The organism is Burkholderia sp. Bp9016, assembly GCF_003857765.1.
GTDB lineage: Bacteria > Pseudomonadota > Gammaproteobacteria > Burkholderiales > Burkholderiaceae > Burkholderia.
In genome coordinates, this window is record NZ_QTPY01000008.1 from 76,287 (window position 1) to 88,725 (window position 12,439).

A 12,439-nucleotide genomic window follows, 5' to 3' on the forward strand; every position below is an offset into this window, starting at 1 on the left:
GCTAAGGATGAAAGCCGCAATTATCCGCTATTTTTCCCGTGGCGGCGCGAGCGCTCCACCACGCGTGCGCAGCCTCCCGCCCTCTTCTCATCAAGAATGATCTTCGAACGCTCCCTCCAGCGCGAGCTTGCGTATACGGCTGGCGCCGTGTTCATGGTGCTGCTCACGATCATGCTCACGACGATGATGATCCGCATCGTCGGCTACGCCGCGTCCGGCGAAATCGATCCGCGAGACGTGCTCGTGCTGATCGGCCTGACCGTGATCGGCTATCTCGCCGTGATGCTCGTCGTCACGCTGTTCGTGTCGATCCTGTTCGTGCTGACCCGGTGGTACCGGGACTCCGAAATGGTGGTGTGGCTCGCGTCCGGCGTGAGCCTCACGCGCCTGATCAAGCCGATCGGCGTATTCGCGACGCCGATCATCGTGCTGATCGCGTTCTTCGCATTCGTCGGCTGGCCGTGGTCGAACCAGCAGAGCAAGATGATCAAGGCACGCTTCCAGCAGCGCGACGAAATCTCGCTGCTCGCGCCGGGCCAGTTCCGCGAATCGGCGACGAACCATCGCGTGTTCTTCATCGAGAAGATGTCGCCGGACCAGAGCAAGGTGCAGAACGTATTCGTCACGTCGACGGAGAACGGCAAGGTCAACGTCGTCGTGTCGCACACCGGCCATACGGAGACGAAGGACGGCGATCGCTTCGTCGTGCTGGAAGACGGCCGCCGCTACGACGGCACGCCGGGCCAGCCGAACTTCAAGATCATGGAGTTCCAGCGCTACGGCGTGAAGATCACGAGCACCCCGGTCACCAACGTGCCGACCACCAACAGCACGCCGACGCTGGACCTGCTGCGCAACCCGACGCGCGACAACCTCGCGGAATTCGCATGGCGCGCGGGGCTGCCGCTGATCGCGATCAACCTGCTGGTGCTCGGCATCCCGCTTTCGTACCAGAACCCGCGCCGCAGCCGCACGATCAACCTCGTGATGGCCGTGCTGATCTACCTCACGTACTCGAACCTGCTGAACGTCGTCCAGTCGCAGATCGAACAGGGCAAGATGTCGTTCGGCGTCGGCCTCGTCGGCCTGCATGCGATCGTCGCGGTGATCGTCGCGTTCATCTTCTGGTTGCGTGTGCGCAATCGTCCGCTGTTTACACGCGCGCTGTTCGGCCGCTCGGGAGCATGATCGATGCGGCTCTATGAAAAATACTTCGCACGGCAGATCTACGTCACGTTCGTCTTCATTCTGTTCGCGTTCTCGGGTCTGTTCTTCTTCTTCGACCTGATCAGCGAACTGAACTCGGTCGGACACGGCAACTACAAGTTCGGCTATGCGGTGCTGCGCGTCGCGCTGCAGACGCCGTCGCGCTTTTACGAAATCATCCCGGTCGCCGCGCTGATCAGCGCGATCTACGTGTTCGCGCAGATGGCCGCGAACTCGGAATTCACGATCTTCCGCGTGTCGGGCCTCGCGACCAACCAGGCGCTGCGCTCGCTGCTGAAGATCGGCATTCCGCTCGTGATCGTCACCTACCTGATCGGCGAATTCGTCGGCCCGTACGCCGACCAGCTGTCCGAACGCGTGCGGCTGCAGGCGCTCGGCGCATCGGTGTCGTCGAACTTCCAGTCGGGCGTGTGGGTGAAGGACACACTCGCGGCGCGCGAGAACGGCGAGCAGGTCACGCGCTTCGTCAACGTCGGCAGCCTGTCCCCGGACTCGACGATCAGCAACGTGCGCATCTACGAGTTCGACTCGAAATTCCAGCTGCAGAACGTGCGGATCGCGCAGACGGGCCGCTACGAGCCGCCCGGCCACTGGCTGCTCAAGGGTGTCACGGAAACGGTGCTGACCCCGATCAAGCCGATCAGCGGCCAGCCGGCCGACGCGCTGAACCCCGTGTACCGGTCGCAGCAGGTCACGCTGCCCGAATACCGGCTGCGCTCGGACCTGACGCCTCAGATCCTGTCGGTGCTGCTCGTGTCGCCGGAACGCATGTCGATCATCAACCTGTTCCGCTACATCCAGCACTTGCGCGAGAACCAGCAGGACACGCAGCGCTACGACATCGCGCTGTGGCGCAAGCTGCTGTACCCGTTCGCGGTGTTCGTGATGCTCGTGCTGTCGCTGCCGTTCGCGTACCTGCATACGCGTGCGGGCGTGGTCGGCGTGAAGGTGTTCGGCGGCATCATGCTCGGCATGAGCTTCCAGTTGCTCAACACGCTGTTCTCGCACATCGGCACGCTGAATACTTGGCCCGCGCCGCTGACCGCGGCGACGCCGGGACTCATCTATCTCGCGCTCGGCCTGTTCGCGCTGAAGTGGGTCGACCGGCACTGAGCGCCATGACGGCGGAGGCTTCGACATGAGTTCGCAAGGCATCGTCCTGTTCGGCCACGGCGCACGCGATCCGCGCTGGGCCGAGCCGTTCGAGCGGCTGGCCGCGCGGCTGCGCGGCGCGGGCGAGTCTGCGCCGCACGTGTCGCTCGCGTTCCTCGAATTGATGACGCCGTCGCTCGATGCGGCCGTCGCCGCCCAGGTCGCGGCCGGCTGCACACGCATCACCGTGGTGCCGGTATTCTTCGGTCAGGGCGGCCATGTCCGCCGCGACCTGCCGCAACTCGTCGATGCATGCCGCGCCGCGCATCCGGGTGTCGAGATCCGCTGCGCAACCGCGGTCGGAGAAGACGACGGCGTGCTCGATGCGATCGCGCGCTACTGCGTCGATCAGCTCGGCGGCGACGCGTAGCGGCTTCCGCGGCTCCAAAGAAAAAAGCGCTGGCTTCTGCCAGCGCTTTTTTATGCGGTTCGCCCGCTACCGGGCAACAACAGACGAGCGCCACATGTGCGCACCGCCGCGTCGACTCACGCAGCGTCCCGCAATGCATCGCCCGCTTTCACGAGCCGCGCACGCTCGGCGAACGCATCGCCGATCATCAGCAGGCTCGGCTCCGCCGGATCGAGCCACGCCTGCGCATCGCCCGCCGCCATCTGCGCGAGCGTCAGCGTCAGCGTGCGTTCGCGCGCGGTGCTGCATGCCTCGACGATCGCCACCGGCGTCGCGGGCGCACGGCCTGCGTCGATCAGTTCCTGCGCGATGCCGGGCGCGCTGTCGCGGCCCATGTAGTAGACGATCGAATCGGCGCGTGCCGCTTCGCGAATCTCGTCGCTGCCCGGCGCGCGACTGTGCGTCGCGAACGCGACGCTGCGCGACACGCCGCGCAACGTCAGCGAGCGCTTCAGCGTCGCAGCACCCGCGAGCGCCGCGGTAATGCCCGGCACGACCTCGTAGTCGATGCCCGCCGCCTCGAGCGCGCGCATTTCCTCTTCCGCGCGGCCGAACAGCATCGGATCGCCGCCCTTCAGCCGCACGACGCACACATGCTCGTGCGCCGCATCGACGATCTGCTTGTTGATGAAGTGCTGCGCGGTCGAGCGCTGCCCGCAGCGTTTGCCGACCGCGATCTTCCGCGCGTTCGGCGCGTAGTCCAGCATCCCCGGCTCGACCAGCGCGTCGTGCAGCACGACGTCGGCCTGCGCGAGCAACCGTGCGCCGCGCACCGTGATGAGGTCCGCAGCGCCCGGCCCTGCTCCGATCAGATACACCTTGCCCATGTTTGTCGCTTCGCTTGTCCTGCCCCTGCGGAAGGCGACCGGCGCGCGCCGCCGCGAGGGCGGCGCGCAACGCCGGTTACGCCGAGAACGCCCGGATCATGCCGGCGGCGACCGTGTGGTGCGTCGCCTCGTCGATCAGCACAAAAGCGCCCGTACCCGGATGTGCGTCGTACGTATCGCAGACGATCGGCTTTTGCAGCGTCAGCGCCACGCGGCCGATGTCGTTCATCTTCAGTTCCTGACGGTCGGTGGCATGCGACAGCGTATGCACGTCCAGCACTTCCTTGACCGCGCCGATCTTCGCGAACACCGTGCTCGTGGTCTGCTTCAGCAGATACTTGCGCTGCGGCGAGAGCGGCGTCTCGTCGAACCAGCACAGGTCGGCCTCGAGCTTCTTCGCCGGCGCGACCGGCTCGGCGGTCGTGACGAACATGTCGCCGCGCGACACGTCGACGTCCTCTTCGAGGCGAATCGTAACCGTCTGGCCCGCGAACGCATGTGCGACGGAAGCCGTGCCGCCCGGCACCGGTGCCACGATCTCGGCGACCGTGGCGGTGCGGTTCGACGGAAGCACGACGATTTCGTCGCCGACCTTCACTTCGCCCGATTCGATCCGGCCCATGTAGCCGCGGAAGTCGTCGGCCGAGCTGCCGTCCTGGCGCGCGACCCACTGCACCGGGAAGCGCAGCGCGTCATGCGCCTGCGTCTCGACCGGCAGCGATTCGAGCACGTCGAGCAGCGGCTCGCCCGCGTACCACGGCATGCGCTCGCTCGCGCCGACGATGTTGTCGCCCTTGAGCGCCGACACCGGCACGAAGCGCACGTCGGTCAGGCCGAGCTGCTTCGCGAGTGCGACGTACGCATCGCGGATCTCGTTGAAGCGCGCTTCGCTGTAGTCGACGAGGTCCATCTTGTTGATCGCGACGATCACGTGCTGCAGCGCGAGCAGCTTCACGATCGCGCTGTGGCGCTTGGTTTGCGGCAGCAGTTCTGCGACGCCGTTCTCGACCGTCACGCGCGTGGCGTCGACCAGGATGATCGCCGCATGTGCGGTCGATGCGCCCGTCACCATGTTGCGCGTGTACTGCTCGTGACCCGGCGTGTCGGCGATGATGAACTTGCGCTTCGCGGTCGCGAAATAGCGGTAGGCGACGTCGATCGTGATGCCCTGCTCGCGCTCGGCTTCGAGGCCGTCGGTCAGCAGCGCGAGGTCGAGCTCGTCGCCGACCGTGCGCTTGTTCTTCGCGCGCGACAGCGCGGACAGCTGATCGGACAGCACGGCCTTGCTGTCGTACAGAAGGCGGCCGATCAGCGTGCTCTTGCCGTCGTCGACGCTGCCTGCGGTGATGAAGCGCAGCACGCCGAGGTCTTCGTTGTTCTCGATGATGCTCATGATGTGAATGTCCTCGTGTGCTTCAGAAATAACCTTGCTTCTTGCGCTGTTCCATCGCGGCTTCGGATGCCTGATCGTCCATCCGGGTCGCGCCGCGTTCGGTGATCTCGGTCACCGCCGTCTCGGCGATGATCTTCTCGACGTCGTCCGCGTCGCTCTCGACCGGGCACGTGCAGCTGATGTCACCGACCGTGCGGAAGCGCACCTGCGCGACCTCGCTCGTCTCGCCGTCACGCATCGGCGTGAGCGGCGTGACGGGCACGAGCAGCCCGTTGCGGCGCACGATCTCGCGCTGGTGCGCGTAATAGATCGACGGCAGTTCGAGGTTTTCGCGTGCGATGTACTGCCACACGTCGAGTTCGGTCCAGTTCGAGATCGGGAACACGCGCAGGTGCTCGCCCTTGTGCAGGCGCGCGTTGTACAGGCTCCACAGTTCCGGGCGCTGCGCCTTCGGATCCCACTGGCCGAATTCGTCGCGGAACGAGAAGATCCGCTCCTTCGCACGCGCCTTCTCTTCGTCGCGGCGCGCGCCGCCGATCAGCGCGGTGTAGCCGTGCTGCTCGATCGTCTCGAGCAGCGTGACGGCCTGCGCGGCGTTGCGCGAATCTGTTTCGCGGCGCAGCACGACCGTGCCGCGCTTGATCGAATCCTCGACGTGGCCGACCACCAGCTCGGCACCGAGCTCTTTCGCGCGGCGATCGCGGAAGTCGATCACTTCCTCGTAGTTGTGACCCGTGTCAATGTGCACGAGCGGAAACGGCAGCGTCGTCTTGCGGTTCGCGCCGAGGCCGAATGCCTTCAGCGCAAGATGCAGCACGACGACCGAATCCTTGCCGCCCGAGAACAACAGCGCCGGCTTGCTGCACTCGGCGACCAGTTCGCGCAGGATGTGGATCGACTCGGCTTCGAGCCAGTCGAGGTGGCCCATGCGGTTGTCGGCACCGGTGGGCCGGGCAAAGGCGGATTGCTCGAGCGTCGTGCTCATGATTTCAGTCCTTCTCTTCTGGGTTCGTGCCGCCCGCTGTCGCAGGCGGCGCAATATTCAGTTTCTTATCGGGCTTTCAGTGCGCGGCGCCGGCAACGGCTGCCGCGGGAATCGGCGTGATCGTGATGTGCAGCCCGCATTCCTTCGTGTCGCGCGACTCCCACCACCAGCGGCCCGCACGGCTGTCCTCGCCGGGGCGGATCGCACGCGTACAGGGCTCGCAGCCGATGCTCGGGTAGCCGCGGGCGTGCAGCGGGTTGACCGGCACGTCAAACGCTTTAAGGTACGCCCACACGTCGGCTTCCGTCCAGTCGGCGAGCGGGTTGTACTTCGCGATCCCGCGCGCTTCGTCCTGCTCTTCCTCGTGCAGCTCCGCGCGCGTGACCGACTGCTCGCGGCGCTGGCCCGTGACCCACGCGCCGACGTCGGCCAGCGCGCGATTCAGCGGCTCGACCTTGCGGATGTGGCAGCACGACTTGCGCAGCTCGACGCTTTCGTAGAACGCGTTCAGGCCGTGCTCGGCGACGTACCGGTCGACCGCGTCCTGCTGCGGGTGAAACTGCTCGATCTCGTAGCCGTAGCGCTCGCGCACGCGGTCGATCATGCCGAGCGTTTCCGCGTGCAGGCGGCCCGTGTTCAGCGAGAAGATGCCGATCGACGCGCCCTTCGACAGGATCGCGTGCGTGAGCAGCATGTCTTCCGCGGCAAGGCTGCTCGCGAACTTCACCTTGTCGTGGCGCGCGCCGATCTGCGCGAGCAGCGCATCGAGACGCTCGACCTTCGCGGCGAGTTCCGGCGTCAGCGCGATGGCGGTCGCGGTGCTCATGCGCTCACCTCGGTGTCGGCCGCAGCCTCGCGACGGCGGAACAGCGGAGCCGGCTCGTCGAATGCGCCCTGGTAACGCTGCGTGAATTCGCCGAACGCGTTCAGCGCGTCGTGGATGTCCTTGTCGGCACGCACCGCGAACGCGTCGAAGCCGCAGCGCGACATGTACAGCAGCTGGTCGCGCAGCACGTCGCCGATCGCGCGCAGCTCGCCCGTCCAGCCGTGACGCTCGCGCAACAGGCGCGCGATGCTGTAGCCGCGGCCGTCCGCGAAGCGCGGGAAATCGACGGCGATCAGCGAGATCGCGCCGAAGTCGGCCACGAGATCGGCCGGCTCGCTGTCCGGCGCGAGCCATACGCCGAGTTCGTCCTTCGTCTTCGCGGCGACGAGCGCCGCGCGCTCGGCCTGCCACAGCGCGAACGGCACCAGCACCTTGCCGGCCGGCAACGTGTCGACCGCGGGCAGCGCGCCGTCTTGTGCCGCGCGCACGACCTGCCATGCATCGTCGATCACTGCGCGGTTCTTGATAATCGAAGCCATCTGCAAATTCCTTCTACCCGGTTGGTTACGCGTTCACTGCCTGGCGCGCCGCATACACGCGCTCCTTGAACGGCGCGATGCCGATGCGGTCGTACGTGTCGATGAAGCGCTCGCCGTCGATGCGCGCTTCGACGAACGTCTCGATCAGCTTCGCGATCACGTCCGGCACCTCTTCAGCGGAGAACGACGGCCCGATCACGCGGCCGAGGCGCGCGCCGTTGCGGCCCGTGCCCTGCTCGCCGCCGAGCGACACCTGGTACCACTCGGCCCCGTCCTTGTCGACGCCGAGGATGCCGATGTTGCCGACGTGATGGTGACCGCACGAGTTCATGCAGCCGGAGATGTTCAGCGACAGGTCGCCGAGGTCGTACACGTAGTCCAGATCGTCGAAACGCTGCTGGATCGCCAGCGCGATCGGGATCGACTTCGCGTTCGCGAGCGAGCAGAAGTCGCCGCCCGGGCACGCGATGATGTCGGTCAGGAGGCCGACGTTCGGCGTCGCGAAGCCGGCCGCCTTGGCCTTTTCCCACAGCGCGAACAGGTCGCGCTTCTTCACGTTCGCGAGAATCAGGTTCTGCTCGTGCGACACGCGCAGTTCGCCGAGCGAGTACGCGTCGGCCCAGTCGGCCACCTGCTCCATCTGCTCGGCCGTCGCGTCGCCCGGCGCCACGCGGTGATCCTTCAGCGACAGCGTGACGGCCACATAACCCGGCACCTTGTGCGGCGCGACGTTGCGCTCGACCCAGCGCGCGAATGCCTTGTTCTCGAGCAGGTGCTGTTCGAACGACGCGTCGGTGTCGGCCAGCTTCTCGTAGACGGGCGGCTTGAAGTACTGCGACACGCGGTCGATTTCCGCCTGCGTGAGCGTCGACGGACCGTCCTTCAGGTGCTGCCACTCTTCCTCGACCTGCTGCGCGAACTTCGCCGGCGACAGCGCCTTCACGAGGATCTTGATACGCGCCTTGTACAGGTTGTCGCGGCGGCCGTAGCGGTTGTATACACGCAGCACGGCTTCGCAGTACGTGATCAGGTGCTGCCACGGCAGGTCTTCCTTGATCACCGCGCCGATGATCGGCGTACGGCCGAGGCCGCCGCCCGCGAGGATGCTCGCGACCACTTCGCCCTGCGCGTTCTTCTTCAGGTACACGCCGAGATCGTGGATCTGCACGGCCGCACGGTCGTCCTTCGAGCCGGACACCGCGATCTTGAACTTGCGCGGCAGCCATGCGAATTCGGGATGGAACGTCGACCACTGGCGCAGGATCTCGGCCCACGGACGCGGATCGATCTCTTCGTCTTGCGCCACGCCAGCGAACTGATCGGCCGTGATGTTGCGGATGCAGTTGCCCGACGTCTGGATCGCGTGCATCTGCACCGATGCGAGCTTCGCGAGGATCTCGGGTGTTTCTTCCAGCTCGACCCAGTTGAACTGGATGTTCGAACGGGTCGAGAAGTGGCCGTAGCCGCGGTCGTGCTCGCGGGCGATGCGCGCCAGCATGCGGAGCTGCTCGCTGCGCAGGTTACCGTACGGAATCGCGATGCGGTGCATGTACGCGTGGCGCTGCATGTACAGGCCGTTCTGCAGGCGCAGCGGACGAAACTCGTCTTCGCTCAACTCGCCCGACAGGCGGCGGCGCACCTGATCGCGGTACTGTGCGACTCGCTCGTCGACGATCGTCTGGTCGTATTGGTCGTACTGATACATTCGGGGACCCCAGGGTTTTCGTGGTGACCGCGCGACGTCCTAGCCACGTCGCGCCCGAATCTCCGTTCCGCCGCCATCGCCGGCCTTCCGCTGCCCGGCTGGATTGCTAATGACGAAAACAGATATCCATATTTGAAAAACTCCGGTGAATCGTAATAAACTCGCCTTATATTTCAAACGACTAAAAAATTCTGTTGATATGCGGAAGGGTTATAAATGAACCTGCACCAATTTCGCTTCGTGCGCGAGGCCGTCCGGCAGAATTTCAACCTCACCGAGGCCGCCAAGGCACTGTATACGTCGCAACCGGGGGTATCGAAGGCGATCATCGAGCTCGAGGACGAGCTCGGCGTGGAGATCTTCACGCGGCACGGCAAGCGTGTGCGCTCGCTCACCGAGCCGGGCCGGATCATCCTCGCGTCGGTCGAGCGGATCCTGCAGGAGGTCGAAAGCCTTAAAAGGGTCGGAAAAGATTACGCAGCGCAGGACCAGGGCAACCTGACGATCGCCGCGACGCACACGCAGGCGCGCTACTCGCTGCCGGCCGCGATCGCGGAGTTCAAGAAGCGCTTCCCGAAAGTGCATCTGTCGATCCTGCAAGGCAGCCCGACGCAGGTCGCCGAGATGGTGATCCACGACCAGGCCGATCTCGCGATCGCGACCGAGGCGATCGCCGACTACAAGGAGCTCGTGTCGCTGCCCTGCTTCCAGTGGCACCACGCGGCCGTGGTGCCGGCCGACCACCCGTTGCTCGAACGCAAGCCGGTCACGCTCGACGATCTCGCCCAGTACCCGCTGATCACGTATGACGACGCGTTCGCGGGCCGCAAGAAGATCAACCACGCATTCGCGCTGCGCGGGCTGTCGCCGGACATCGTGCTCGAAGCGATCGACGCCGACGTGATCAAGACCTATGTCGAGCTCGGCCTCGGCGTCGGGATCATGGCCGACATCGCGTTCAACCCCGAGCGCGACCGCAGCCTGCGGCTGATCCCGGTCGGCCACCTGTTCGGCAGCAACGTGACGCGCGTCGCGCTCAAGCAGGGCGCCTACCTGCGCAGCTATGTGTATACGCTCGTCGAGCTGCTGTCGCCGACGCTGAACCGCAAGCTGATCGAGCAGGCGCTCAAGGGCGAATCCGAATCGTACGAGCTTTGACCGACGTGTATAAACGAGAGGCGCATATCGCGCCCCTTTTTCGTTGTCCGACGGAGATTCCCGCATGACGCTTCCCGCCCTGTTGCGCCGCGCTGCCGGTGCCACCCTCGTGCTCGCGTGCGCGGCCGCGCATGCCGACCTGAAGGTCGGCGTCGACCTGTCGTCGACCGGCCCGGCCGCCGCGATCGGCATCACCAGCAAGAACGCGATCCTGATGTGGCCGAAGACGATCGCCGGACAGCCGCTGCAGGTGACGGTGCTCGACGACGCGTCCGACCCGGGCGCCGCGGTGCGCAACATCCGCAAGCTGGTGGACGAGGATCATGTCGACGTCGTCGTCGGGCCGAACATCACGCCCGCCGCGCTCGCGGCGCTCGACGCGGTGGCGGCCGCCCAGACGCCGATGATCACGCTGGTCGGCTCCGGCGCGATCGTCGAGCCGCAGGAAGGCGCGCGGACCTGGGCGTTCAAGATGGCGCAGAGCGACAGCGCGATGGCCGACGTGATGACACGCTACATGGCCAACCACGGCGTGAAGACGGTCGGGTTCATCGGCTTCGCGGACAGCTACGGCGACAGCTGGCTCAACGAATTCACGCGCTTCGCCGAAGTGCGCAAGATCCGCGTCGTCGCGACGGAGCGCTTCAACCGTACCGACGCGAGCGTCACGGGCCAGGCGCTGAAGCTGATGGCTGCGAAGCCCGACGCGATCCTGATCGCGGGCTCGGGCACGCCGGCCGTGCTGCCGCAGCGCACGCTGATCGAGCGCGGCTACAAGGGCGCGATCTACCAGACGCACGGGATCGCGACGCCGGAATTCATCAAGCTCGGCGGCAAGGATGTCGAGGGGACGCTGTTCCCGACCCAGCCGGTGGTCGTCGCGCGCACGCTGCCCGCCGACCATCCGGCCCGCAAGGCCGCGCTGGCATTCGTCGACGCGTATGAAGCGAAATACGGCGCCGGCACGGTTACGCAGTTCGCGGGCGACGCGGCGGGCGTGTACCCGCGTCTCGCGGACGCGGTCGGCCGCGCGCTGAAGACCGCGCAGCCCGGCACGCCGGCATTTCGCACGGCGCTGCGGCGCGAGCTCGAACGCGCGCACGAACTCGTCGTGCCGAACGGCGTGGTCAATACGAGCGAGAAGGACCATGTGGGGCTCGATCAGCGCGCGAGCGTGATGGGGATCGTGAGGCACGGCCAATTCGTCTATCTGAGCCAGTAACGCGGCCGGTATCGGGCAGCTTGCCCGGTGCCCCGTTTTCCGCCATAATCCTCGCTTCGCCGCGCACAATCGCATGCGCGGCCAGGATCAAGGCCCAGGTGGTGAAATTGGTAGACGCAGGGGACTCAAAATCCCCCGCCGCAAGGCGTGCCGGTTCGATTCCGGCCCTGGGCACCAGCATTTCGCAGCGTCACGCGCTGCACTCGAAACCCGCGCAAGCACATCGCTTCGCGGGTTTTTTGTTGCCCCATCTCTCCGCACAAGTCGCAACACGCGCGCCCCTCGGCGCCCGTCCGTTTCCGGACGATATCCCGCATCGCGTCGCGTGGCCGGCCCGGCACGTGGTCGATGCGATCGTCGCCGACGGCGGCGAAGCCATCGCGGTACAGTCGAACGTCGCCGCCCCGGCAGCGGTTGGTGCGCTGTTCGATGCGGCCGAGCACGCGTCCGGACGCATCGACGTGGTCGTCAACAGCGCGGGCGTCATGAAGCTCGCCGAGTTCGACGACGCGGCCTTCGACCAGACCGTCGCGATCAACCTGAAGGGCACGTTCAACGTCAGCCGCGAGGCAGCGAAACGTGTGCGCGACGGCGGCCGCATAGTGAACCTGAGGTCGAGCGTGATCGGCATGCGCCTGCCGACCTACGGCGTGTACATCGCGAACAAGGCGGCCGTCGAAGGGATGACGCAGGTACTCGCGCAGGAGCTGCGCGGCCGCGGCATCAGCGTGAGCGCCGGCGCGCCCGAGCCGTTCCTGCAGGGCAAGAGCCCCGAACTCGTCGAGCGGATGGCGAAGACGAACCCGCTCGAGCGGCTGGGCCAACCCGAGGACATCGCCCGCGTCGTCGCCTGCCTCGCGGGCCCCGACGGCGCGTGGCTCAACGGCCAGATCCTGCGCGCAAACGGCGGCATGTGCTGACCGACGCCGGGAATCGCGCACAACGCATACGGGGGCCGGCCGCCTGCGGGAGATCGATCACGAAGGAAGTCATTGT

General features: G+C 66.2%; 12 protein-coding genes and 1 tRNA gene. 7 read left to right on the forward strand and 6 right to left on the reverse strand.

All coding sequences use genetic code 11. The features are described 5' to 3' along the window. Positions 1–96 precede the first annotated feature (96 nt). The 3 genes from lptF to DIE13_RS11845 are packed head-to-tail and all read left to right on the forward strand — an operon-like array spanning position 97 to position 2,749. The gene (lptF, locus tag DIE13_RS11835) at positions 97–1,188 is read left to right on the forward strand and encodes an LPS export ABC transporter permease LptF (protein ID WP_098550886.1); all 1,092 of its coding nucleotides are present in this window, start codon (positions 97–99) and stop codon (positions 1,186–1,188) included. Positions 1,189–1,191: 3 nt separating this feature from the next. Next, positions 1,192–2,340 carry an LPS export ABC transporter permease LptG gene (gene lptG / locus DIE13_RS11840; protein ID WP_096502259.1) on the forward strand — a complete coding sequence of 383 codons (1,149 nt, stop codon included), beginning with the start codon at positions 1,192–1,194 and terminating at the stop codon, positions 2,338–2,340. Between the two features lie 25 nt (positions 2,341–2,365). Further along, entirely contained in the window at positions 2,366–2,749 is a 384-nt protein-coding gene (locus DIE13_RS11845) for a sirohydrochlorin chelatase (RefSeq protein ID WP_124827298.1), read from the forward strand. A 116-nt stretch (positions 2,750–2,865) separates the two neighbouring features. Here the strand turns inward: DIE13_RS11845 and cobA are convergent, their stop codons facing one another. The 6 genes from cobA to DIE13_RS11875 form a co-directional block, all read right to left on the reverse strand. Beyond that, positions 2,866–3,615 carry a uroporphyrinogen-III C-methyltransferase gene (gene cobA / locus DIE13_RS11850; protein ID WP_124827299.1) on the reverse strand — a complete coding sequence of 250 codons (750 nt, stop codon included), beginning with the start codon at positions 3,613–3,615 and terminating at the stop codon, positions 2,866–2,868. 76 nt (positions 3,616–3,691) lie between these two features. Beyond that, positions 3,692–5,008: a sulfate adenylyltransferase subunit 1 gene (locus DIE13_RS11855; RefSeq protein WP_124827301.1), complete on the reverse strand. Its 1,317-nt coding sequence runs from the start codon at positions 5,006–5,008 to the stop codon at positions 3,692–3,694. A 22-nt stretch (positions 5,009–5,030) separates the two neighbouring features. Further along, a complete protein-coding gene (gene cysD, locus DIE13_RS11860; RefSeq protein ID WP_124827303.1) occupies positions 5,031–5,993 on the reverse strand; it encodes a sulfate adenylyltransferase subunit CysD in 963 nt (320 codons plus the stop codon). A gap of 76 nt (positions 5,994–6,069) precedes the next feature. Next, positions 6,070–6,819, reverse strand: coding sequence for a phosphoadenylyl-sulfate reductase (locus DIE13_RS11865; protein WP_124827305.1), 750 nt, complete (start codon positions 6,817–6,819; stop codon positions 6,070–6,072). Beyond that, the gene (locus tag DIE13_RS11870) at positions 6,816–7,358 is read right to left on the reverse strand and encodes a DUF934 domain-containing protein (protein WP_124827307.1); all 543 of its coding nucleotides are present in this window, start codon (positions 7,356–7,358) and stop codon (positions 6,816–6,818) included. Before DIE13_RS11870 ends, DIE13_RS11865 begins: the two co-directional genes overlap by 4 nt. Positions 7,359–7,383: 25 nt before the next feature. Then, positions 7,384–9,063, reverse strand: a complete 1,680-nt coding sequence (locus DIE13_RS11875; protein WP_124827309.1) for a nitrite/sulfite reductase — start codon at positions 9,061–9,063, stop codon at positions 7,384–7,386. Positions 9,064–9,279: 216 nt separating this feature from the next. On the opposite strand from DIE13_RS11875, the gene DIE13_RS11880 reads away from it, so the two are divergent. From DIE13_RS11880 to DIE13_RS11895, 4 genes are all read left to right on the forward strand, one after another. Then, positions 9,280–10,221 carry a CysB family HTH-type transcriptional regulator gene (locus DIE13_RS11880; RefSeq protein ID WP_124827311.1) on the forward strand — a complete coding sequence of 314 codons (942 nt, stop codon included), beginning with the start codon at positions 9,280–9,282 and terminating at the stop codon, positions 10,219–10,221. A 64-nt stretch (positions 10,222–10,285) separates the two neighbouring features. Next, positions 10,286–11,443 (forward strand): ABC transporter substrate-binding protein, encoded by a 1,158-nt coding sequence (locus DIE13_RS11885; protein WP_124827317.1) that lies wholly within the window; start codon positions 10,286–10,288, stop codon positions 11,441–11,443. A 92-nt stretch (positions 11,444–11,535) separates the two neighbouring features. Beyond that, positions 11,536–11,620, forward strand: a tRNA-Leu gene (locus DIE13_RS11890). Between the two features lie 65 nt (positions 11,621–11,685). After that, entirely contained in the window at positions 11,686–12,363 is a 678-nt protein-coding gene (locus tag DIE13_RS11895) for an SDR family oxidoreductase (protein ID WP_233409923.1), read from the forward strand. Positions 12,364–12,439: the final 76 nt, after the last annotated feature.